The organism is Methyloversatilis sp. S146-33 (assembly GCF_059552495.1).
On the sequence record NZ_JCANOT010000018.1, the window covers coordinates 57,326 to 81,205 of the forward strand.

The window sequence follows — 23,880 nt, forward strand, 5'->3', positions numbered from 1 at the left end:
ACGATGGAAACAGAACTGCGCACCCTCACCGCCCGCCTGCTGGCGCACCGCTCGATCCCGCGTTCCGACGTGCTGGCGCGGCGCGCGCTGGTCGACGACAGCTTCCGCCACGCGCTGGACAACCGGCTGGCCACAGTCGGCCTGCAGTTGCTCGACAACCCCTATGCCGCGCACATCGCGGTCGGTCTGTCCGAAGACATGCGCGAACCGGTGTTCGGCCAGGGCCGCGAGTACGCGGCGTCCAACGTCGGTCTGACGCGCGATGAACTGGCCTGGCTGATGGTGATCTGGGCGCTCATCGTGCTGCCCAAGCGCGAGCGCCAGGTGAACCGCCGCAGCCTGCACGACGACGGCCAGGACGACATGTTCGGCGCCGAAACGCCGGTCGAGCACGGCGAGACCGTATCGGGCGCGCTGTCCGAAGCGTCGCTGGCAGCCGACTTCGGCAACCGCCTCGGTGGCAAGACCAAGCTCAATTTCGCACTGGGCAAGCTGGCCCGTCTCGGCTTCATCGAGCGGCGCGGCGGCCAGGTGCTCGAAGGCCCGCTGCTCGACGTGCTGCTCGACTACCGCATCCTGGCCGACCGCGTCATCCACGGCACGCTGGCCGACGTACTGGCCGAAGCCGGCCATCGCCTGCCCGCAGCGAACGCCTTCGAACTGGCGCAGGACGCGCAGGCCGACGAGGACGGCGAAGAATGATGACGCCGACCCCGTTCCGACGCCCCCTTCACTCGCGCTGACGATCCACGACCATGTTCCACATCAAGCAACTCGAACTGGTGCACTGGGATTTCTGGCGGCGCTTCACGCTGCCGCTCGACGCCCAGATCATCACCATCGTCGGTCCCAATGGCTCCGGCAAGACCACGCTGCTCGACGCGCTGCGCACGCTGTTCGCGCTGCGCTGTTCCGGCAAGCGCGACTTCCGCCGCTACGTCCGCCGCGCCGACCGCGACTTCGCCTGGATACGCGCGGTCGTCGCCAATGTGCCGGGCGGCACCGGCAAGCGGCCCTTCTTCCCCTGCATCCACGACGAAGTGACGCTGGCCTGCCGCATCAAGCGCGCCGGCGGCGACTGGACGCGCGACTACGCCATCGTCGACGGCAATGTGGCGATCGAACAGCTGGAAGCCGGCAGCGACTGGGCCGGCCTGCGCGACTACCAGAACCGCCTCGCCTGGGGCGGCCTGACACCGGCCATCGCCAAGGTGCTGTCGCTCGAACAGGGCGACACCGACAAGCTGTGCGAGTACTCGCCGCGTGCCCTGCTCGACCTCGTGTTCGACGTGTTCGGCGACAAGGAGGTGCTGGACAACTACCAGGCCGCGCGCGAGGAGCAGAAGAGCGCCGAGCGCGAACTGGAAAGCATCGGCCTCGACCTCGACCGCCTGCGCACCCAGGCCGAAGCCAAGCGCATGGAAGCCGACAACTACCTCGAATGGAAGCAGCATTCGGACGAGGCGCACGCGCTGGAGGCCGAAATCGTGCCGCGGCTGGAAGTGGCCGAACTGAGCCGCGACATCGAGGGCGAGCGCAGCGGTCTGACGCGGCTGCGCGAAGACCTGCGCAGGCTGCGCGTCGAGCACGATGCCGTGTCGGCGCGGCTGGAATCGGTGAAGGGCGAGCGCGACACCGCGAAGTCGGCGCTGGATGCCGCACGCGCTGCCGAGAAGGCCACCGAGACCGAACAGCTGGCGGCGCATGACGCGCTGCGCGACATCGAGCGCCTGCTCGATGAGGAGCGCAAGCTGCGCGAACGCGTCGCCAGCGAGCATGGCGCCGACGCGCTGGCGCTGGAAGCCGAGCACGCCGAGGCGGAATCGACCGCCGCCCGGTTGGCCGCCGACGAACGTGCCCTGGTGCTGCGCTTCGAGGAAAAGACCGAGGCGCTGCGCGCCGCACGTGAACGCCGCGGCGCACCGAGCGACCGCGAAGTGAGTGAATTCCGCGCTGGGCTGGACGAAGCCGGCATCGCGCACAGCGCGCTGTCCGACGTGGTCGAGGTGACCGACACCGCCTGGCAGGCGGCGCTCGAAGCGGTGCTGCGGCCCTACCGCCACCTCATCCTGCTGGAGCGCGAGGACGACCGCCACACCGCGTGGGCGCTGGGCGAACGCGCGCGCTTCCGCCACTTCATCGTCGGTGAACGCGAAGCCGCGGCCGCGCCGCGTGCCGGTTCACTCGCCGAAGTGGTGCGCTTCGCCGCCCCGGTGCCGCGCTGGCTGTGCGACCTGCTGAACCGCATGCAGCGCGTCGACGACGCCGAAGCGGCGCGCAGCCTGCCGCGCGACGCTGAATGGATCACCCGCGACGGCTATCACAAGGAACGCCGCGGCGCCCGCCACCTCGGCCGGCCCGCCGAGTTCCACTTCGGCGAACTGGCCCGCCAGGCGCGCATCGCCCAGCTCGGCGCCGACATCGCCGCGCTCGACAACCAGCGGCGCGAACTGAGTCCGCAGCTCGACGCCGCGCGCGAACGGCTGAAGGCGCTGCGCGCCCGTCTGCTCGGTCTGCAGTCGGCCACGCTGCTGGCCGAACGCAGCGCCGAATTCGCCGCCGCCGCGCAGGCACAGCCGGCCGCACGCGAACGCAGCGCAGCCGCCGAAGCGGCACGCGATGCCGCCCGCCGCGAGGTCGAAAGGCTGAACGAAAACCTGCGCGGCATCGAGGTCGAATCCGACCGCCGCCGCCGCGAGATCGACGACACCGGTCGCCGCCTGCGCGAGCTGACGCAGGAGTCGGCACCGCGCCGCAACGAACAGGCGCGCCGCCTGCTGCAGCTGCGCGCGCGTCGTCGCGGCATGCCGGCGCACTGGCTGGACCCGCAGGAACTGGCACAGCTTGCCGAACGTTACGGCGACGCCCGCGCGGCACGGCGCGAGCTGGGCCGCCTGCGCGAGCTGCTGGCACGCGGTGACTGGATCACCGACCCGTCGGCGCTCACCTTGCGCGAGCGCCTGCGTGACGACCTCGCCAAGCGTGAGCAGGACTACGCTGCCCGCCAGGGTTACTGCGCCACCGCGCGCCGCCTGACCGACGACGCGCGCTCGGCCTACATCGCCAAGCTGCGCGCCACGGTGCGCCAGTACGCAAAGAACCTGCGCGCCCTCGGCGACCTGGCCGGCGTCGGCGTCGACTGCCCGACGCCGCATCTGGACAACGACGACCTGTCGCTGGCCCAGGCCGGGCTCGACGTGAGCTTCGACTTCGACCGCAAGGGCGCGGTCGGCCTCAACGACGGCGAAGCGTCCGGCGGCCAGCAGGTGATGAAGTCGCTCATCCTGCTGATCGCGCTGCTGATGGACGACACCCGACCGGGCGGCTTCGTGTTCATCGACGAACCCTTCGCCCACCTCGACGTCGCCAACATCGACCGCGTCGGCCGCTTCCTCGGCGCCACGCGGGCGCAGTACCTGATCACCACACCGGTCACCCACAACGCCAACGTGTTCGCGCCAGCCCAGCTCACGCTGGTCACCAGCAAGAAGGCGCCGGGCGAAGGCTGGGCACCGCCGATCGGTGTGTTGAAGCGGGCGAAATAGCGCGTCGCTGCGCTTCACCGCCGCTGTCGGGGTCGGAAGACCCCTCCCACAGAAACCCGGCTCGGGCCTCGGCTTGGGAGTGCTTTCGTGGGAGCGACCTCTGGTCGCGATGCGCCCTCGGACGACCACGGGCTTCGATCACGGCCGCAATCGCGAGCAAACTCGCTCCCACGGTCTTCGGCACGGGACTGCGCAGCGAGGGCCGCTGAGGCAGGCGGCCTTGCTGCCGACAGGGCCTGAAACTGGCGCTACGCGCCGCCCACCGCCGCTGTCGGGGTCAGAAGACCCCTCCCACAGAAATCCGGCTCCGACCACAGGTCGGGCGCGATCTCTCCCACAGAACCCCAGCTACTGCCGCGGGTTGGGCGCTATCCCTGTGGAAGCGGCCTTGCCTGCAACGGCGCGGTCGCCTCGATCAGTCGCCCCGCGCCTTGCGGTCCTGTTCGCGCAGCCAGTTCAGTTTTTCGGCGATCTTGGCTTCCATGCCGCGGTCGGTCGGCTGGTACCACTGCACGTCCTTCATGCCGTCCGGCAGATAGCGCTCGCCGGCCGCGTAGCCGCCCTCCTCGTCGTGCGCGTAGCGGTATTCGGCGCCGAAGCCCATATTCTTCATCAGCTTGGTCGGCGCGTTGCGCAGGTGCAGCGGTACCGGTCGCGAGCCGTCCTCACTCACGAAACGGCGCGCCGCGTTGTAGGCCATGTACACGGCATTCGACTTGGCGGCGCACGCAAGGAAGATGACGGCCTGTGCCAGCGCCAGCTCGCCTTCGGGCGAACCGAGGCGCTCGTAGGTCTGGCAGGCCTGCAGCGAAATTTCGAGCGCGCGCGGATCGGCGAGGCCGATGTCCTCGACCGCCATGCGCACGATGCGCCGGCCCAGGTAGAGCGGATCGGCGCCGCCGTCGAGCATGCGCACGAACCAGTACAGCGCCGCGTCCGGATTGGAACCGCGCACTGATTTGTGCAGCGCAGATATCTGATCGTAATAGGCGTCGCCGCCCTTGTCGAAGCGGCGCAGGTTGCGCGACAAGGTGCTGTCGACAAAGGCCGCCGTCACCGGATCGACCTTGGCGGTACGCGCGGCCGTACCCAGCTGTTCGAGCAGGTTCAGCAGCTTGCGCGCGTCGCCGTCGGCGAAGCCGATCAGCCGCGTGCGCGCGTCCTCGTCGAAGTTCAGGCCGCCGAGTGCCGCTTCACGCGCGCGTTCGAACAGCGTCACCATTTCGTCCTCGGTCAGGCTCTGCAGCACATAGACCGAAGCACGCGACAGCAGCGCCGAATTGACCTCGAAACTCGGGTTCTCGGTGGTGGCGCCGATGAAGGTGACGACACCCGATTCGACGTAGGGCAGGAAGGCGTCCTGCTGCGCCTTGTTGAAGCGATGCACTTCGTCGACGAAAAGGATGGTGCGCCGCCCGGTGTTGGCGGCCACCGTCTCGGCACGCTGCATCGCTTCGCGGATGTCCTTGACGCCGGAGAACACGGCCGACAGCGCAGTGAATTCGGCGTCGAAGGCGTTGGCCATCAGCCGCGCCAGCGTGGTCTTGCCGACGCCCGGCGGGCCCCACAGGATCATCGAGTGCGGGATGCCGGATTCGAAAGCCAGACGCAGCGGCTTGCCCGGGCCGAGCAGGTGCTGCTGGCCGATCACCTCGTCCGGCGTTTTCGGGCGCAGCAGTTCGGCCAGCGGCGCGTTGGCCGAGGCACGGGCCTCGGTCGCGGCAGAGGCAGCGCGCGCGGGTGGCGCCGGCTCGTCCGGCATGCCGAAAAGGTCAGTCACTGCGAATCGCCCACGCCCGGTTTCACTTCTTCGCGTCGTCGCTGATGACGTCGGCACCGGCCGGCGGCGTGAAGCGGAACTGCGCCGGATCGATGGCCGGATTGCGCTCGAAGGAGGTGAAGCGCAGCTTCGTCGTCTGGCCGAAGCTGTCGCGCAGCACCATGCCGCGCAGCAGGCCGTCCTTGAAGCCGATGCGCACCGCTTCGAAACCGCCCTCGTTCGCCTTCGGCTTCGCGTCGACCCAGTCCAGGCCGTCCTCGCTGCCGCCCTCGCTGAGGTCGAAATTCTTTTCCAGTTCGTTGCGGCCGGCCAGCAGCGCGGCCGGCGTCGACGCCAGCGCGTCGCCCAGCGTCTTTACCGTCACCTGGTTCAGGTCGCGGTCATGCACCCACAGCTTTTCGCCGTCACCGACCAGCAGCTGGTAGTAGGGCTTGTCATAGGTCCAGCGGAACTTGCCCGGGCGCGAGAAGGCCATCGTGCCGCTGGCATTCTGCGGCTTGCGGCCGGACTTGGCGGTCACCTGCTGGTCGAAGGTGGCGCGGCCGGATTGCGTCGATTCGACGAAGGTGCGCAGCTGGTCGATCGCGCCGGCAAAGACGGACAGCGGCAGCGCCAGCGCGACGGCGGCGATGCCGCTGCGGATGCGTGAAATCATGGTCATTCCTCGCGGGCGGGTGCGAGCACTTCGCGCCCGCCGGTTGCGTTCATCGGGGACACCAGACCCGAACGTTCCATCTGTTCGATCAGTCGCGCCGCGCGGTTGTAGCCGATGCGCAGATGGCGCTGCACCAGCGAAATCGACGGCCGCCGGGTCTTCAGAACCACTTCGACCGCCTGGTCGTACAAAGGGTCCGACTCGCCGTCGGCGCCACCACCGCCCGCGCCGTCGAGCGACAGTTCGCCGCCCTCGTCGTCGCCGGTGCCGCTGAGGATGCCTTCGACGTAGTCCGGCGCGCCGGTGGTCTTCAGGTGCTCGACCACCTTGTGCACCTCGCCGTCGGCGACGAAGGCACCATGCACGCGCGTCGGCACGCCGGTGCCCGGTGCGAGGTAGAGCATGTCGCCCTGCCCCAGCAGCGCCTCGGCGCCCATCTGGTCGAGGATGGTGCGCGAATCGATCTTGCTCGACACCTGGAAGGCGATGCGCGTCGGCACATTGGCCTTGATCAGACCGGTGATCACATCGACCGACGGACGCTGCGTCGCCAGGATCAGGTGGATGCCGGCCGCGCGCGCCTTCTGCGCCAGCCGTGCGATCAGTTCCTCGATCTTCTTGCCGGCCACCATCATCAGGTCGGCCAGTTCGTCGATCACAACGACGATCATCGGCATCGTCGACAGCGGTTCCGGCGTTTCCGGCGTGATCGAGAACGGATTGGTCAGCGGCGTGCCGGCCTTTTCGGCGTCGGTGATCTTGCTGTTGTAGCCGGCGAGGTTGCGCACGCCCATCGCCGACATCAGCTTGTAGCGGCGGTCCATCTCGCCGACGCACCAGTTCAGCGCGTTGGCGGCGTGCCGCATGTCGGTCACCACCGGCGCCAGCAGGTGGGGAATGCCTTCATAGACCGACAGCTCCAGCATCTTCGGGTCGACCATGATGAGCCGCACCTTGCTCGGATCGGCCTTGTACAGCAGCGACAGGATCATCGCGTTGATCGCCACCGATTTGCCGGAGCCGGTGGTACCCGCGACCAGCACGTGCGGCATGCGCGCAAGGTCGGCCACCATGGGCTGACCGCCGATGTCCTTGCCCAGCGCCATGGTCAGCGGGCTGGACATGTCGTGATAGACCGCAGAACCGAGGATTTCCGACAGCCGCACGATCTGCCGCCGGGTGTTCGGGATTTCCAGACCCATGCAGCTCTTGCCCGGAATCGTCTCGACCACGCGAATGCTCATGACCGACAGCGCGCGCGCAAGGTCTTTCACCAGATTGACGATCTGGCTGCCCTTGACGCCGGTGGCCGGCTCGATTTCGTAGCGCGTGATGACCGGGCCAGGATAGGCGGCCAGCACCTTCACCTCGACATTGAAGTCGGCCAGCTTGCGTTCGATCTGGCGCGAAATGAGTTCAAGCGATTCCGGGCTGGGCGGGTCGATGTCAGCCTTGGCTTCGTCGAGCAGCGCCAGCGGCGGCAGCGAACCCGGCAGGTCGGCGAACAGCGTCTGCTGCCGCTCCTTCTCGACGCGCTCCGACTTCTGCACTTCGACCTCGGGCACTTCGATGCGCACCGGTTCGCGCCGGCGCGTCGGCTTGCGTCGCTCGGCTTCGACCACCGCTTCGCGCTGTTCCGCCACCTGCTGGCCGACGCGACGGTCACGCCAGTGCGCCCAGGCATTCAGGCTGGCGAACCACGCCAGCTCAAGCGCCCGGCCGACCGTTTCGGCGGCACGCAGCCAGGTCACGCCGGTCATCGCGCTGAGGCCGACCCCCAGCGTCACCAGCAGCAACAGCGTGCCGCCGGTGAAACCGAAAGCGCCGGCGATCAGGCGCCCCAGTTCGATACCGACCATGCCGCCGGGTCCGACCGGCAACTCCGCACCCATGCTGTGAAAGCGGATGGCCTCGAGCGCGCAGCTCGCCATCAGCACCAGCAGGAAACCGCCGAGCGCGACGAACAGCGGTCGCCTGTCCTCGCGCCGGTCGGCGCTGCGCGACAGCCAGACGCAGCCGCCAACCAGCATGACGACCCACCACCAGGCCGACAGGCCGAACAGGAACAGCGCGAGGTCGGACAGCCAGGCGCCGAAGCGGCCGCCCGGATTGTGCAGTTGATCGACCACCGAGGCGTGCGACCAGCCCGGATCGGCGCGGTCGTAACCGCCGAGCACCATGACGAGGTAGAGCGCGATCGCGGCCAGCACGAGCCAGCGTGCTTCGTGCAGCACGGCGGCGATGCGTTCGGGAAGGGGAAGTTGCTGAGCGTCTTTCGCCACGGGGAAACGGTGCGGTGCCGGGAAAAACAAAGCGGGATTATATAAGCGGATGACGATGTCAGCCGGCGCGCAGGCGGACGGCCTGCAAAAGCACACGGGCCGCATGTGCGGCCCGTGTGCTCAATCGTGTGCAGCCACCGGGGCCGCGGGAATCAGACGGTTTCGAGCCGCTCGCGCAGCAGGATCTTGCCATTGGTTTCCTCGATCAGGCCCTGCAGGTGCAGGTCCTTCATCACGCGTGACACCATTTCACGCGACGCGCCGATCATCTTGGCGATGTCCTGCTTCGAAATCTTGCGGTTCACCACCTTCTCGCCATTCACGTCGTCCGCCATTTCGAGCAGCAGGCGAGCAACGCGGCCATACACGTCCATCAGCGCCAGGCTTTCGATCTTGCGGTCGGCGGTGCGCAGACGGGCCACCAGATTGCGCATGATGAACATCGACACTTCGAAGTTCTCCTGCAGCACGCGCTTGAAATCGCTCTTGGCGATCACGATGAGGTCGCTCGGCACCACGGTCACCACGGTGGCGGAACGCGGATTGTCGTCGAGCACCCCCATTTCGCCGAACAGTTCGCCCGGGCCCAGCATCGACAGGATGACCTCGCGGCCCTCCTCGTCGCTGACCAGCACCTTGAGACTGCCGGAAAGCACCAGATATACGAAATCCGTCTTGTCACCGGCACGCACGACGATCGAGCCGCGCGGCACACGCCGCATGTTCGCGACCTTGGCAACCGGTTCGAGGCTGCTGTCGGGCAGACCGCTGAACATCGAAAACGTCCGCAGAGCGGTAATTGAAACGGGGTGAGCCGTTACCATCAAAAGACCTCCTGATACGGGCATGCCGGACGGGGGGACAGGCTGCGCCGCTTTGAATGGATCGTCGCGCCTGTGGTCATTGCCGAAGTCGCACCGCTGCGACCGTTCGGCCATTCTGAGCCACAAACACTGAAGCGGCCCTGATTATAGGTAGTTTTTCACGCAGGAAACAAACTGCCCCAATATCTGTCATGTGTATCGGACCTGGGTCACAGGAACTTGAGGCCGCGAGGCAGTCGCCAGACGGGTCGCTATAATCCTCCGCCACCCTCCACACCCAACAAAACGAACGGATTTCCGCCATGGCTGCACGTCACTCCCGTCTCCTCATCCTCGGCTCGGGGCCGGCCGGCTACACCGCCGCCGTCTACGCCGCCCGCGCCAACCTCAAGCCGGTGCTGATCACCGGTCTGGCCCAGGGCGGTCAGCTGATGACCACGACCGACGTCGACAACTGGCCGGCCGACGCCGAAGGGGTGCAGGGCCCGGACCTGATGGCCCGCTTCCAGCGCCATGCCGAGCGCTTCGAGACGGAAATGGTGTTCGACCACATCCACACCGCCCACCTGAAGGAAAAGCCGATCCGCCTGGTCGGCGACAACGGTGAGTACACCTGCGACGCCCTCATCATCGCCACCGGTGCCAGCGCCAAATACCTCGGCCTGCCGTCGGAAGAAGCGTTCGCCGGCAAGGGCGTGTCGGCCTGCGCGACCTGCGACGGCTTCTTCTACCGCAACCAGGACGTGGCGGTGATCGGCGGCGGCAATACCGCGGTCGAGGAAGCACTGTATCTGGCCAACATTGCACGCCATGTGACGGTGGTGCACCGCCGCGACAAGTTCAAGTCGGAGAAGATCCTGCAGGACAAGCTGTTCGAGAAGGAGAAGCAGGGCAAGGTGACGATACGCTGGCACAGCACGCTGGACGAAGTGCTGGGCGACAAGACCGGTGTCACCGGCATGCGCATCAAGTCGACGCTCGACGGCAAGACCGAGGACGTCGCGCTCGCCGGCGTGTTCATCGCCATCGGCCACCAGCCGAATACGCAGCTGTTCGAAGGCCAGCTCGACATGGAAGGCGGCTACATCGTCACCCAGGCCGGCCGCAACGGCAATTTCACCGCGACCAGCATTCCGGGCGTGTTCGCCGCCGGCGACGTGCAGGACCACATCTACCGTCAGGCGGTCACCAGCGCCGGCACCGGCTGCATGGCGGCACTCGACGCCGAACGCTATCTGGACAGTCTGGGCCTCGCCTGAACCCCGTGAGCGCGCGATTTCATGTCGTCGAAGAAGCGGCGCCACCCGAGGGCGCCGGTACTGCCCAGCGAAGAGGACATCGCGCTGTTCCGGCAGGCGGTGGTCGGCGTACAGCCGATCACCACTGACCGCGTACTGCTCGAAACGCCGCCGCCCCGCGCCTGGCCGCTGCAGCGCGAAGCGGACGACATGTCGGTGCTGGCCGAGTCGCTGCGCGGACCGCTGTCGATCGACCTGCGGCTGGAAGGCGGCGAGGAGCCCTCTTTCCTGCGCACCGGGCTGACGCGACAGGTGCTGCGCGACCTGCGGCGCGGTCGCTGGGTGTCGCAGGGGCAGATCGACCTTCACGGCGCCACGCGCGACGCGGCACACGACCTGGTGGTCGAGTTCCTGCACGACGCACACCGTCGCGGCATGCGCTGCGTGCGGGTGATCCACGGAAAAGGACTGGGGTCGCCCGGGCGGGAACCGGTGCTGAAAGGACTGGTGCTGGGCTGGTTGATGCACCGCCCGGAGGTGCTGGCCTTCTGTCAGGCCCGGCCGCACGAAGGTGGGGCTGGGGCGCTGATGGTGCTGCTGAAACCGGCCGCCCGCGACTGAGCGGCGGCCGGCCGACGCGGAATCAGATCGCCGCTTCGCCCGATTCACCGGTGCGGATGCGCACCACCTGCTCGACCGGCATCACGAAAATCTTGCCGTCGCCGATCTTGCCGGTGCGCGCCGCCTTGATGATGGCCTCGACCGCCGGCTCGACCGTCTCGTCGGCGACGATGACCTCGATCTTGATCTTGGGCAGGAAATCGACGACGTACTCGGCGCCGCGATACAGCTCGGTATGGCCCTTCTGGCGGCCGAAACCCTTTACTTCAGTCACCGTCAGGCCGGTCACGCCGACTTCCGACAGGCCTTCGCGAACTTCGTCGAGCTTGAAGGGCTTGATGACTGCTTCGATCTTTTTCATGCGGGAGTCTCCTCGGTGAGGCCGCGAAGTATAAAGGCTTATGAGCCTGCCGTCGGCACCCCCTGAATCGGCGGGTCGCAGCTTCATTCGCAGATCCCGACCGCCGGGCGACCAATCGACCCGGGACATCTGCAGCACTCGGTGATAAAGGCAACACCGCGGCCGACAATGACGAATGCCTTTGCCAAGCCGACGGCATAATGCGCGCTGTCGCCTGCGCCAGAGTCCGCCATGTCCGCTCGCACCGCCCCGCACAGCACGCTGCGCACGAAGACCGTCGTCCTGATTTCAGTCGCCATGATGCTGTCGGGGTCCGCCAACGGAGGGTCCGGCCCACGCGCCGTGTTCGAGCGCGCCTCGTCCAGCGTGTACGAGTTGTATCTGCAGGACGAGAACGGCGTTGCCGAGGCCGTCGCCAGTGCGCTATCACTGGGCGGCGGTCGTTTCGTCACCCGCTGCGAAACCGGCTGGAACCCGCAACAGCACACCCTGCAACTGCGCAAGGACAGCACGGTCCTCGTTGCACGGCTGGAGTCGCGCGACGCGCAGAACGCACTGTGTGCGCTGGTCGCCGACGGGGCCCGCAAACTGCCGGCACCCAAGCTCGCCGGCCTGCCGTCGGCCGGGGACACCGTCTATGCCGTCAGTAACGGCCTCGGCCTTGGCACCGGCATTTCCGAGGGCGTCGTGTCGGCGATACGCGGCGCCAACAACGAACGGCGCATCCAGTTCACGGCAGCCATCTCACCGGGCTCTGAGGGTGGCGGCCTGTTCGACGCCAGCGGCGCGCTGATCGGCATGATCGAAACGTCCAGGCGCGAAGGCCAGAACATCAATTTCGCCATCGAGGCCCGCCAGCTTGCCGGCGTTGGCCAGCGCGCCGCCGTCATCGACGCGGCCGCCCAGGAACAGGCGCGCCTCGCCGCCGAGGCCGAGCGCCTCGTCGCGGAGCAGAAATGGAGCGAACTGCTGCAGCATGCCGATCGCTGGGCCAAGCGTCACCGCACGAGCGTGGACGCGCAGATCGCGCGGGCACAAGCCAACGAGGGCATGAACAGGATGCCGGCGGCCGAGGCCGCCTATCGCGCCGCACTCGCTCTGGACGGCAGTCATCGCCAGGCGGCCTTCGGCCTGTGCCGCACCCTGATCGGGCAGCAGAAGACCGACGACGCGCTGACCGCTGCCCGGCGGCTGACCGCCGATTTCGGCGACGAGCTGGACGCATGGCTGATGCTGGCTTACGCGCAAAGGATGGCGAAACGCCTCGATGAAGCGGAAGCGTCCTACCGTCACGCTCAGCAGTTGTATCCGTGGTCGAGCGGCCCGCTTGAGGGCCTCGCCCACATTGCAGCGCTCCGCGGCGACACCGCTGCGTCGCTCGACTATCGCAGGCGAGCGCACCACCTCGCGCGGAACGACACGGGCGCAGTGATGCGACTCGCCGACGCATACCTGGCGGCCCGGAAGCCGGAACGGGCACTGGAGCTCATCCTCGGGCAAGGCCCGTCGGCGGAAACCGATGGCGACCTGCTGTATTTCCGCGGCCGCGCGCTGGCAGCGCTCGGGCGTCCGCAGGAATCGTCGCGGGTGCTCAGGCTCAGCCTTGAGCACAAGCCCCTTTCCCCCGCCTGGGTGTGGTCCGCGATCGGGGAGAACGCCTATGCCCAGCAGCGATGGACGGAGGCGATCGCCTCTTTCCGCAAGGCGATCGCGCTGTCGCCGGACGAACCCCTGTGGCGCTGGCGGCTCGGCCTGGCGCTGAAGGACTCCGCACATTTCGACGAGGCGATGGAAATCTTCAAGCGCTGGGCCAAGGACTTCCCCAAGGATCCGGACGGCTGGCGACAGATCGGATTCCTCCACGCCAGCACGAACCGGAATGCCGACGCGGTGAAGTCCCTGGAGCACGCCATCTCGATCGACCCGTCGCAGACCCAGGTCTGGCATGTGCTGGTCGAGGTCTACTACAAGCTCGATCGCTACGACGACGCCCGGCGGGCATACGGCCGGCTGCGCGAACTCGATCGCGAGCGCGCCGATCTCGCCTACCTCTGCTGCATCGTACCGCTGGAGATCACGCGATGATGCGCCGCGCCCTCTTCGTCCTGCTCGCTGCCCACGGCCTGCCCGCCTCGGCCGACACGCCACCGGCGGCATCGGTAAAAGCCGCGCTGTCCGGCGTAGTGACCGTCCGTGCCATCGACATCGAGGACCGCATCGCCGGCGAAGGCAGCGGTGTGGTGATCGCGCGCGCAACCGTCATCACCAATTGCCATGTCATCCGCTACGCGAAATCGATCTCGGTCAATGACGGCAAGAAGACACACAGCGCCCGCTGGACCCTCGGCGATGTCGAGCGCGATCTGTGCCGGCTCGAGGTCGACACCCTCGACGCGCCCGCGGTCACGCAGCGGGCGGGTGCCACGCTCGCTATCGGCGATCGGGTGCATGCGATCGGCAACCCGCTCGGCCTGGGTGTCTCGGTCAGCAGTGGCCTGGTATCCAATCTGCTGACGGGCGACAGCGCCCCGATCATCGTCGTGTCGGCGTCGCTGTCGCCGGGCTCAAGCGGCGGCGGCCTGTTCGACGACCAGGGCCGGCTGGTCGGCATCACCACTGGCACCATGGTGGCGGGACAGAACACGAATATCGCGCTGCCATCCGAATGGATCACCGATCTTGCCCGAACCGGCACGCCTCCGCCGCCGCCCTTCGTCGTGCCCGAGGCGGAACCGCGCTGGGCGGAAGAGGCAGAGCGGCTGCGCGATTCACGCGACATGGCGGCGCTGGCCGAATGGGCGAGCCGCTGGATCGACGCCCTGCCCGATGCGTCCGAGGCCTGGCGTCTGCGCGGACTGGCGAGGATGAACCTCGGCCGCTACGACGAAGCCGAGCGCGACCAGCTGCGCGCGCTCGAACTGCACGAGCGCAACGCCGCCGCCTGGGTCGAACTGGGCGATGTCCGGTTCGCCGGCAAACGCCCGGCGGAGGCATCCGCCGCCCTCGCCCGTGCGCGCGAGATCCTGCCCTTCTCCGGCTACCCTCATCGGGTCGAGGGCCGATGGCGGATGCAGCAGGGAGACGCGCAAGCTGCCAACGCGCTCGCCCAGCAGGCGGTCAAGCGCAACCCGAATGACGACGATGCCTGGGCGCTGCTGGCCGAGTCGCACGATGCGCTCGGCCAGCCTGCAGAAGCCGCCCGCGCCTGGCGCATCGCCCTGCGGCACCGGCCCGGAGAGGTGTCGTGGTCGGCCGCACTGGCGCGTTCGCTGAAGGCGGCCGGACAGTCCGACCAGGCACGCGCGGTGCTCTCGACCGCAAGTTCCGGCAGCGAAAACGTGGCGACGCTGATCGCGCTCGCGCACGAGTCGCTGGCGCAGAGCCGTTATACCGAGGCCGAACAGGCGCTGCGCAAGGCACTCGCCATTGCCCCCGCCTCCAACGATGCCGCGGCGCCGCTCGGCGCTCTCCTGATGGACAGCGGGCGTACCGAAGAGGGGCGGACGATGATTGACGCGGTGCTGGCGCGCGATCCGGATCATCGCGAAGCGCAGTTGAGCCTCGCCCGGCATCTGGCGAACACCGGAGACCGCGCGGGGGCCGCGAAACTGCGTCAGCGGGTCGTTGCGCGTCACCCCGATGACGTGGCGGCCCTGCGCGAACTGAATCAGGTACAGAGCCAGCTCGGCGACTGGCCCGGCGCACTTGCCAGTGCCCGCAGTCTGGCCCGTCTGCCCGGCGCCACCGCGCCAGACCAGATCGCGTTGAGCGAGGCAGCGCTGCGTGCCGGGCTGGTGGACGAATCGCGCACTGCACTGACGCGCGCCGAGGCGGCCGCGCCTGACAGTCTTGAAGTGCTGCTCGCCCGCTGCGCGCAATACGGTCGCGAACAGGATCACGCGCGCTCCCTCGACTACGCGACCCGCGCGACCCAGCGCCATCCCACCGCCGGCCCGGCCTGGAGCAGCAAAGGCTATGTGCTGATTCTGCTGGGCCGCGCGGCGGAGGCGGTGGAAGCACTCGAAGTCGCGGTGCGGCTCGACCCTCAGACCGTCAACGGCTGGATCAATCTGGGCCACGCGCTGATGCTGAAGCGGGAGGTCGGCCGCGCGATCGAAGTGCTGGAGCGTGCCGAGCAACTGGCGCCCGAGTCGCCCGACGGCCAGTTCTTCCTCGGTCAGGCCTACGGACAGAACAGGCAGTTCGCCAAGGGCATCGCGGTGCTGGACCGCCTGACGGCGCGCTACCCCGGCTTCCTGAACGCCTGGCACGTGAAGGCACTGGTACACGCCAATGCGCGCGACGCCGCCGGCCTGCGCAGCAGCTACCTCGGTTTGCGCCAGCAGAACGTCGCCGCAGCACAGTCACTGCGTAACGACATCCTGACGAAGATGCCGGATTTCGCGGCGGCGGTGAGCGATCCCTGAGACTCCACTCTGCGGGTCCGCGGACCGCGTCGCCCCGCCCGCGATCGCCTCAGTGCTCGTCCCGGTAACGATTGGTGATCGGATACCGCCAGTCCTTCCCGAACCCCCGCTCGGTCACCCGCACCCCGGGCGGCGCCTGGCGGCGCTTGTACTCGTTCCGCTTCAGCAGCCCGATCACCCGCTGCACGTCGTTCCCGGCAAAGCCGGCCGCGACGATTTCGCGCGGCGACTGGTCGCGCTCCATATAGGCCTGGATGATGGCGTCGAGGATTTCGTAGGCCGGCAGGCTGTCCTGGTCGGTCTGGTTCGGGCGCAGTTCGGCCGAGGGGGCGCGGGTCAGGATGTTGTCGGGGATGTCGTGGCGCTGGCTGTTGCGCCAGGCGCACAGACGGTAGACAAAGGTTTTGTAGATGTCCTTGATCACCGCGAAGCCGCCGGCGAGGTCGCCGTAGAGCGTCGAATAGCCGACCGCCATTTCGCTCTTGTTGCCGGTGGTGAGCACGATGGCGCCGGTCTTGTTGGACAGGGCCATCAGCATGATCATGCGGGCGCGGGCCTGCACGTTCTCTTCGGTGGTGTCGGCGGCAACGTCGCCGAACAGCGGTTTCAGCATCTGCTCGAAGGTGGTCATTGCGGGGGCGATCGACACTTCGTCGTAGCGCACGCCGAGATTGCGCACCAGTTCGCGCGAGTCGTCCAAGCTCATCTGCGCCGTGTAGGGCGACGGCATCATCACTGCGCGCACGTTCTCGGCACCGATGGCGTCGACGGCGATGCACAGCGTCAGCGCCGAATCGACACCGCCTGACAGGCCGATCAGCGCCGACCGGAAGCCGTTCTTGCCGAGATAGTCGCGGACGCCGAGCACCAGCGCCTCGTAACAATCCTGCTCGACCGTGGTGGTCGGCGGCAACGGCTGGGCGACGATGTCGCCGGCGCTGAATTCAACGGTGGCGAAATGTTCGCGGCAGTGCGGTGCGCGCCACGCCAGACGACCACGACGGTCGAGCGCGAACGAGGCGCCGTCGAACACCAGTTCGTCCTGACCGCCGACCAGATTGCAGTAGACGACCGGCACGCCGGTGGCGAGCACGCGTTCGGCCACCACCTGTTCGCGGGTGACCGGCTTGTTCAGGTGATAGGGCGAGGCGTTGAGCACGGCCAGCAGTTGCGCGCCGGCGCCCGCGGCGGCCTCGGCCGCACCAGCCTCCCACACGTCTGCGCAGATGTTCACGCCCACCTGCACGCCCTTGACGTCGATCACCAGCGGCTGCGTGCCGGCGTCGAAGTAGCGTTCCTCGTCGAACACTTCGTAGTTCGGCAGGCGCATCTTGAAATAGGTGGCCTCGACCCGGCCGCCGCGGATCAGGCTGGCGGCGTTGTACCGGCACTCGCCACTCGCGTGCGGGTGCCCCACCAGCACGGCCAGATCACGCGGCGCCTCCGCAGCGATGCGGGCCAGCGCGTGCGCGCAGGCGCGGTGAAAGTCCGGGCGCAGCAGGAGGTCTTCCGGCGGGTAGCCGCACAGTGCCAGCTCCGGCGTCAGCAGCAGGTCCGCGCCTTGCTCGACCGCGCGGCGCGCGGCGTCGAGGATGAGCGTGGCGTTATGATCGAGATCGCCGACCACGCAGTTCAGTTGCGCAACGGCGATGCGAAGGGTGCTCATCGCCTCACTCCATGCGCAGGAAGTGTTCGCGGTAGAACTTCAGTTCGTCTATCGATTCGTAGATGTCGGCCAGCGCCTCGTGCCGCTGCGCCTTCTTGAACTGCGCGGCCAGTTGCGGCCGCCAGCGCTTGCACAGTTCCTTCAGCGTCGACACGTCGAGGTTGCGGTAGTGGAACCAGGCTTCGAGCGTCGGCATGTGACGGGCGAGGAAGCGGCGGTCCTGGCAGATCGAGTTGCCGCAGATCGGGCTGGTGCGCTCGGGTACGTACTGACTGAGGAAGGCGATCATCTGCGCGGCCGCCTCGTTCTCGTCCAGCGTCGAGGCGCGCACGCGCTCGGTCAGGCCGGACTTGCCGTGGGTGGCGGTGTTCCAGCTGTCCATGCCGCCGAGCACTTCGTCGGACTGGTGCACCACCAGAACCGGGCCCTCCGCGATCACTTCGAGGTTCGCGTCGGTGACCACGCAGGCCAGTTCGATCACGTGGTCGTTGTCCGGATCCAGACCGGTCATTTCCATGTCCAGCCAGACGAGATGTGTGGGGTCCTGTGCCATAATCGAGAAAATTTCCAAGCGGGATTAATGCGTTCGTCCGAACGCGGATCGGCCCGATTTTGTCACACTCGCGTGACCTGGACTGAGTCTAAATTGACTCTGATCCTGACCGGAACCGCATCCACCCGAGGCAACCCACCATGCTCACCGAAATCTTCGTCGCCGCTCTCGTGCTGACCACCGGCGTGCGCCTGTGGCTGGCCACCCGTCACCGCGCCCACGTCGCCGCCCACCGCAGCGAAGTGCCGGTCGCCTTCCGCGAAGCGATCCCGCTCGAAGCCCACCAGAAGGCGGCCGACTACACGGTCGCGCGCGCCAGCCTCGGCCGCACCGACGTCGTCATCGGCGCGCTGTGGCTGCTGGTGCTGACACTCGGCGGCGGCCTGCAGTGGATGTTCGATCTGGCCGGCAGCCTCGCCGGCGACGGCATGGTGCGTGACCTGGTGTTCATCGGCATCGTCGCCTTCGCTTCGTCGCTGATCGACCTACCGGTGCTCATGTGGCGCACCTTCGTGATCGAACAGCGCTTCGGCTTCAACAAGATGACGCTGGGCATGTTCTTCGGCGACCAGATCAAGCACGGCCTGATCGGCGCCGCCATCGGCGCACCGGCGGTCGCCGCGGTGCTGTGGATCATGGACAGCCTGGGTGCCGCCTGGTGGGTGTACGCCTGGGCCTTCTGGCTCACCTTCAGCCTCGCCATGATGGTGCTCTACCCGACCTTCATCGCACCGCTGTTCAACAAGTTCGAGCCGATGCCGGCAGGCGAGCTGCGCAGCCGCATCGAGGCGCTGCTCGAGCGCTGCGGCTTCCGCTCCGACGGCCTGTTCGTGATGGACGGCTCGCGCCGCTCGGCGCACGGCAACGCCTACTTCACCGGCTTCGGCAAGGGCAAGCGCATCGTGTTCTTCGACACCCTGCTCAACCGCCTCGGCGGCGACGAGATCGAAGCGGTGCTGGCGCACGAACTGGGCCACTACAAGCACCACCACATCTGGAAGCGCGTCGGCTGGATCGCCGCCGGCAGCCTCGCCTTCTTCGCCCTGCTCGGCTGGCTGGTCGACGCGCCGTGGTTCTTCGAACAGCTGGGCGTGTCGTCGCAGGGCGATGCGATGGCGCTGACGCTGTTCGCGCTGGTGATCCCGGTGTTCAGCTTCCCGCTGTCGCCCATCCTGTCGCTGATGTCGCGCAAGCACGAGTTCGAGGCCGACGCCTACGCCGTGGCGCAGACCCGCGCCGACTGGCTGGTCACGGCGCTGGTCAAGCTGTACCGCGACAACGCCTCGACGCTGACGCCGGACCCGCTGTATTCGCAGTTCTACGATTCCCACCCGCCGGCCGCGCTGCGCGTGGCGCGGCTGCAATCCACCTGACGATGACCGCACAAGAACTCGCACAACAACACTGCACGCCGCAAAAGGGCGCTCACCGCCGCATCGAGGGCGAGGCGCTCGCCGCGGCCCTGAAGGACCTGCGCGGCTGGATCGAAACCGACAAGCACATCGCCAAGGACTTCCAGTTCACCGACTACGCGCAGACTGTCGCCTTCGTGAACCAGGTGGCCGCGCTGGCAGCCGCCGAAGACCATCACCCGGACATCATGTTCGGCGCCAACCGCGTACGCGTGGTGTTCACCACGCACAGCGTGCGCGGCGTGTCCCTCAACGACCTGATCTGCGCCGCCCGCATCGAGGCGATGCGCGACGCCGCCTGACGGTTTGAAAAAAACGCTGCAGCCGGCCGCCCGCATCGTGTCGGCCCACGGCCGGCACTACGTCGCGCGGCTGGAGGACGGCCGCGAACTGCAGGCCTTCCCGCGCGGCAAGAAGTCGGACATCGCCTGCGGCGACCGCGTGCTGCTCGACATCCAGGGCGAAGACCAGGCGCGCATCGCCGAAGTGCTGCCGCGCACCAGCCTGCTCTACCGCAAGGACATGTGGAAGCAGAAAATGGTGGCCGCCAATGTCGACCTGGTCGCCATCGTCGTCGCCACCGAGCCGTCGTTCAGTCCGGAACTGATCTCGCGCATCCTTGTGGCGTGCGAAGCGCAGCAGCTGCAGACGCTGATCGTGCTGAACAAGTGCGACCTCACCGCCTCGCTCGACGCCGCCCGCGCCGCACTCGCACCGTTCCGCGCGCTGGGTTACGAGGTGCTCGAAATGAGCGCGGTCGAGGGTGCGGACGCACTGCGCCCCTTCCTGCGCGACCACACCAGCGTATTCACCGGCCAGTCCGGCATGGGCAAGTCGACACTGGTCAATGCGCTGGTCCCGGAGGCGCGCGCCGCGACGCGCGAAGTGTCGCAGGCACTCGATTCGGGCAAGCACACCACCACCTACGCCAAGCTTTATGCGCTCGACGGCGGCGGCGCGCTGATCGACAGCCCGGGCCTGCAGGAATTCGGACTCGCCCAGCTCGACGTGAACGACCTCGAACAGGCCTTCCCGGATTTCCGTCCGCATCTGGGCAAATGCCGCTTCCGCGACTGCGCGCACGACAGCGAACCGGGCTGCGGCCTGCGCGACCACGTAGCACCTGACCGCCTGGCGCTGTACCACCTGCTGCGCCACGAAATCACCACGGCATCCGCCCCGCAGTACTGAGCAGCGCCTGCGCGCATGCGCAAGGCCCCGTCGGTGTCAGAAGACCCCTCCCACAGAAACCTAGGCCCGGGCTCCAGTCGTGGATCGGGCGCCCCCCCCTGTGGGAGCGGTCTTCTGACCGCGACGCGGCAGATGCAGCCCGCTGGCTTCGATCAAGGCAGCAGTCGGGGTCAGAGGACCCCTCCCACAGAGGCCAGGCCCAGGCTCCGGTCGCGGATCGGGCGCACTACCCTGTAGGAGCCGTCTTCTGACCGCGACGCGGCCGATGCAGTCCGCTGGCTTCGGTCAAGGCCGCTGTCGGGGTCAGAAGACCCCTCCTAAAGAGACCCGGGCCGGGGCTCTGGCGGCGAAGCGGGCGCCCTCACTGCAGCATGAATGTCTCGTACTCCAGCCGCCCCAGCTTGCGGTCCAGCGCCCACAGGCCGAGCATCAGCGTCAGCAGTACCGACAGCGCATAGCCATAGCCGTAGAAGCTGGCGCCGAGCTGGAATGAAATCGCCGTAAACGCGATGTTCGACAGGCAGAAGAAGCCGCACAGCGCGAGGATGATGCGGCGCTGGTCGAGGTAGAAGAACACGTTGAGCAAGGCCAGCAGACCGACCTGCAGGCTGGCCGCCAGGGTCTGGATGTAGAGCAGCGGCAGGTTCAGTTCCGAAATCTCGAGCACGGCAAACACGGCCGGGCCGGCGACGATGGCACCCAGCATGGCCAGCGTCTGGATCTTGCCGATTTCGGCCAGCCCCTGGCGGATCGAATACACCATCTCGTCGCGCATGTCCTCGATGTATTCGAGCGAACCACCCGTGCGCACCGCGTCGAAGAAGCGGTCGTAGTACTCGACGAAATCGGTTTCGATGCGCACCAGGAACACCGCCATGCCGGGAATGATGGACAGGTAGGCCATGAACACCGGCAGGTCGTAGATGACCGATGCACGCAGCGGGCCGATGATGGCGTCCGACGTTTCCGGCCAGCTCCAGAACATGAACTTGTCCACCCAGACGCCGAGGTTGTACAGCAGGCCGATCAGCATCAGCGACGGATAGCGCGTCTCGCGGCGGGCGAATTCGTAGGAAATCGTCATCCGCGAGCGGTAGTGCCAGGCGGTGATCATCCACATGCCGACGAAGAGCACGAAGTGCCCGAGCACGAATCCGCCCAGCAGGCCTTCGAGCCCCCACGGCCGCGCCGCCAATGCTGACAGCACGGTGACCGCGTAACCCAGCGCGTAGAGCAGCAGGATGGCGCGGTACATCTTCAGGCCGGACAGGAAGATGGTGGCCACCCAGATGCCGCACAACAGCACGAAGCCGGCCAGCATCAGCAGCCGGTAGGACACCGACAGGCCGGCGAACAGCGTGAAGGCGAGCAGCAGGCCCACCACGCCGGCGACGGCCAGCACCCACAGCAGCAGGCCGTTGAAGTTGGACATGACCAGATCGTCGCGCTTCTCGAACAGCCGATCCGATATGAAACGTGTGAAGGCGAGCTGGACCAGACCGGTCAGGATGAGCGAGGTCGAGATCAGATAGGTGACCGACACCTGGAACTGGGTGATCAGGAATTCCGGCACCACCACCGCGCGCGACAGCAGACCCACCATCAGGATGCCGACGATGGACAGCACCCACGGTCCGGAGCCGATCACGCCGGCGTAGCTGTACGCCTGCACCAGCCCGAGCAGACTGTCTTTCTTCAGCAGCTTGCGCAGTTCGAAACCGATGCCAGCCATCAGCGCGCTCCGTGTCCGAAGGGGCAGCCGCCGGCGCCGCGTGTGTCGCGTGCCAGCGCTTCGGCATAGACCGCGCGGTAGCGGTCGAACATCAGCGCGTCGCTGTAGTAGCGCTCGACGCGCGCGATGCCGGCCTGCTGCGCCGCCTGCCAGGCGGCGCCGTCATTCAGCAGTTCGAGCGCGGCGTCGGCCAGCGCCTGCGGGTCGGCGATGCCGACCACGCGACCGGCCGCACCGAGCGCCTCATCCTCCTCACCCAGGCCGTACATCAGCTGGCGGCAGGAGCCGACGTCGGTCGACACCGCCGGCACGCCGGCCGCATAGCCTTCGAGCAGCACCAGCGGCAGCGCCTCGGAAATCGACGACAGCACGACCAGACCGATTTTCGGCATCAGCTCGTCGATCTTCTGCATGCCAAGAAAGCGCACGTTGTCGGACAGGCCGAGGCTGTCGACCAGGTTGCGGCACTCCTCGGCGTAGGCAGGATCCTCGTCGGCCGGACCGGCGATCCAGCCCTGCGCCTCGGGCATGCGATTGACCACGCGGCGCATCGCGCGCACGAAGGTCTTGATGTCCTTGATCGGCACCACGCGACCGATCAGACACAGCACCGGCGGCACGACGTCCGGCCGTTGCGCGCGCAGCGGCGCCAGCCGCTGTATCGCCACCCCGTTCGGAATGTTGCGCGTACGGGCGGCGTCCGCGCCGTCGGCCACCTGGCGCAGCCGGTTGGTTTCGTAAAGCGCGGTGATGGGGTCGGCGGCGGCGTAGGTGATGCGTCCCAGCCACTCGAAAAAACGTATCCACAGCTGGCGGAAGTAGCTCAGCTCCGACGCGTCCTTCTGGAACACGTTGCGGTTGTCGCGTATCCACTCGTTCTGATAGAGGTCGATCTTGCGTTCCTTGGTGTAGATGCCGTGCTCCGACAGCACCAGCGGACGTCCGGTCGACTGCGCCAGCATGGCGCCGAGAAAGCCTGCATAGCCGGTCGACACGCTGTGATAGACCTTGGCCGGCACCAGCGTGTGCGCGATGCGGGCGAGCTGCCACAGCGGCTGGTGCATGATGCGCACCGTCCAGAAGTAATCGACGAAACTCGGGTCGCTGCAGTACTTGCGGTAGCGGTCGGTGACGATGTCCCACGACGCTTCGCTGCGCAGAAAGGCCTCCAGATCGATGCGCCCGCCCGGCCGGATGTCGCGGCAGGCTTCAGCGAACAGCGCGTCGACGTCGGCACCGCCATGGCGGAAGGACTCATGCAGCGCCGCCATCCGCTCGAAAGCCTGCGCATCGCCGGCCATGCCGGACTTGCGGTCGTGCGCACTGGCGCCGCCGCCGAGATCGTCGTGCAGGTAGTGCGCTTCCAGGTGCACGACATTGTCCGGCAGCGCATAGCGCATGTCGCCGTAGTCGCTGCGACGGCTGCCGATGAACACGACGGCGAAGCGCAGCTCGGGATAGGCGCGGATGATCTGGTTCACCCAGCTCGACACCCCGCCCGCCACATAGGGGAAGGTGCCCTCAAGCAGCAGCGCGACATCGACGCCCTGCTCCGCCCGGCGGATCACCTCACTCACTGAATGGTCCTCCGTC

Annotated in this window: 18 protein-coding genes; 9 read left to right on the forward strand and 9 right to left on the reverse strand. The window is 67.5% G+C overall.

Features of this window, described 5'->3' with window-relative positions:
* The first annotated feature begins 3 nt into the window (after window positions 1-3).
* Window positions 4-702, forward strand: coding sequence for a hypothetical protein (locus AC51BJ_RS04555; RefSeq protein WP_304002749.1), 699 nt, complete (start codon window positions 4-6; stop codon window positions 700-702).
* 53 nt (window positions 703-755) lie between these two features.
* Window positions 756-3,545 carry an AAA family ATPase gene (locus AC51BJ_RS04560; protein ID WP_496279467.1) on the forward strand — a complete coding sequence of 930 codons (2,790 nt, stop codon included), beginning with the start codon at window positions 756-758 and terminating at the stop codon, window positions 3,543-3,545.
* 415 nt (window positions 3,546-3,960) lie between these two features.
* Here AC51BJ_RS04560 and AC51BJ_RS04565 read toward each other — a convergent pair whose 3' ends face one another.
* From AC51BJ_RS04565 to AC51BJ_RS04580, 4 genes are all read right to left on the reverse strand, one after another.
* Entirely contained in the window at window positions 3,961-5,307 is a 1,347-nt protein-coding gene (locus tag AC51BJ_RS04565; protein WP_496279581.1) for a replication-associated recombination protein A, read from the reverse strand.
* Between the two features lie 40 nt (window positions 5,308-5,347).
* Window positions 5,348-5,986 (reverse strand): outer membrane lipoprotein periplasmic chaperone LolA, encoded by a 639-nt coding sequence (gene lolA / locus AC51BJ_RS04570; RefSeq protein ID WP_496279468.1) that lies wholly within the window; start codon window positions 5,984-5,986, stop codon window positions 5,348-5,350.
* Window positions 5,983-8,214 carry a DNA translocase FtsK gene (locus tag AC51BJ_RS04575; RefSeq protein WP_496279582.1) on the reverse strand — a complete coding sequence of 744 codons (2,232 nt, stop codon included), beginning with the start codon at window positions 8,212-8,214 and terminating at the stop codon, window positions 5,983-5,985. The genes lolA and AC51BJ_RS04575 overlap by 4 nt, the downstream gene beginning before the upstream one ends.
* 200 nt (window positions 8,215-8,414) lie before the next feature.
* Window positions 8,415-9,038: a Crp/Fnr family transcriptional regulator gene (locus AC51BJ_RS04580; RefSeq protein WP_019917642.1), complete on the reverse strand. Its 624-nt coding sequence runs from the start codon at window positions 9,036-9,038 to the stop codon at window positions 8,415-8,417.
* A gap of 350 nt (window positions 9,039-9,388) precedes the next feature.
* Between AC51BJ_RS04580 and trxB the strand changes: the two genes are divergently transcribed.
* Window positions 9,389-10,345: a thioredoxin-disulfide reductase gene (gene trxB / locus AC51BJ_RS04585; protein ID WP_019917640.1), complete on the forward strand. Its 957-nt coding sequence runs from the start codon at window positions 9,389-9,391 to the stop codon at window positions 10,343-10,345.
* A gap of 21 nt (window positions 10,346-10,366) precedes the next feature.
* Window positions 10,367-10,945, forward strand: coding sequence for a Smr/MutS family protein (locus tag AC51BJ_RS04590; protein WP_020165190.1), 579 nt, complete (start codon window positions 10,367-10,369; stop codon window positions 10,943-10,945).
* Window positions 10,946-10,967: 22 nt separating this feature from the next.
* Here the strand turns inward: AC51BJ_RS04590 and AC51BJ_RS04595 are convergent, their stop codons facing one another.
* Window positions 10,968-11,306 carry a P-II family nitrogen regulator gene (locus AC51BJ_RS04595; protein WP_019917638.1) on the reverse strand — a complete coding sequence of 113 codons (339 nt, stop codon included), beginning with the start codon at window positions 11,304-11,306 and terminating at the stop codon, window positions 10,968-10,970.
* Between the two features lie 231 nt (window positions 11,307-11,537).
* On the opposite strand from AC51BJ_RS04595, the gene AC51BJ_RS04600 reads away from it, so the two are divergent.
* The gene (locus AC51BJ_RS04600; RefSeq protein ID WP_496279469.1) at window positions 11,538-13,391 is read left to right on the forward strand and encodes a tetratricopeptide repeat protein; all 1,854 of its coding nucleotides are present in this window, start codon (window positions 11,538-11,540) and stop codon (window positions 13,389-13,391) included.
* A complete protein-coding gene (locus AC51BJ_RS04605; protein ID WP_496279470.1) occupies window positions 13,388-15,733 on the forward strand; it encodes a tetratricopeptide repeat protein in 2,346 nt (781 codons plus the stop codon). The genes AC51BJ_RS04600 and AC51BJ_RS04605 overlap by 4 nt, the downstream gene beginning before the upstream one ends.
* A gap of 49 nt (window positions 15,734-15,782) precedes the next feature.
* On the opposite strand, the gene AC51BJ_RS04610 is transcribed toward AC51BJ_RS04605, so the two are convergent.
* Together AC51BJ_RS04610 and orn are read right to left on the reverse strand one after the other, a co-directional pair.
* A complete protein-coding gene (locus tag AC51BJ_RS04610) occupies window positions 15,783-17,399 on the reverse strand; it encodes an NAD+ synthase (protein ID WP_496279471.1) in 1,617 nt (538 codons plus the stop codon).
* A 4-nt stretch (window positions 17,400-17,403) separates the two neighbouring features.
* On the reverse strand, window positions 17,404-17,952 hold the full coding sequence (orn, locus tag AC51BJ_RS04615; RefSeq protein ID WP_496279472.1) for an oligoribonuclease: 549 nt from the start codon (window positions 17,950-17,952) through the stop codon (window positions 17,404-17,406).
* A gap of 140 nt (window positions 17,953-18,092) precedes the next feature.
* On the opposite strand from orn, the gene AC51BJ_RS04620 reads away from it, so the two are divergent.
* The 3 genes from AC51BJ_RS04620 to rsgA are packed head-to-tail and all read left to right on the forward strand — an operon-like array spanning window position 18,093 to window position 20,555.
* On the forward strand, window positions 18,093-19,325 hold the full coding sequence (locus AC51BJ_RS04620) for a M48 family metallopeptidase (protein ID WP_496279473.1): 1,233 nt from the start codon (window positions 18,093-18,095) through the stop codon (window positions 19,323-19,325).
* A gap of 2 nt (window positions 19,326-19,327) precedes the next feature.
* Window positions 19,328-19,666, forward strand: coding sequence for a 4a-hydroxytetrahydrobiopterin dehydratase (locus tag AC51BJ_RS04625; RefSeq protein WP_304002723.1), 339 nt, complete (start codon window positions 19,328-19,330; stop codon window positions 19,664-19,666).
* Between the two features lie 4 nt (window positions 19,667-19,670).
* A complete protein-coding gene (rsgA, locus tag AC51BJ_RS04630; protein WP_496279474.1) occupies window positions 19,671-20,555 on the forward strand; it encodes a ribosome small subunit-dependent GTPase A in 885 nt (294 codons plus the stop codon).
* A 361-nt stretch (window positions 20,556-20,916) separates the two neighbouring features.
* Here rsgA and pelG read toward each other — a convergent pair whose 3' ends face one another.
* Window positions 20,917-22,287, reverse strand: a complete 1,371-nt coding sequence (gene pelG, locus AC51BJ_RS04635; protein ID WP_496279475.1) for an exopolysaccharide Pel transporter PelG — start codon at window positions 22,285-22,287, stop codon at window positions 20,917-20,919.
* Window positions 22,287-23,864, reverse strand: coding sequence for a GT4 family glycosyltransferase PelF (gene pelF, locus AC51BJ_RS04640; RefSeq protein WP_496279476.1), 1,578 nt, complete (start codon window positions 23,862-23,864; stop codon window positions 22,287-22,289). Before pelF ends, pelG begins: the two co-directional genes overlap by 1 nt.
* Window positions 23,865-23,880: the final 16 nt, after the last annotated feature.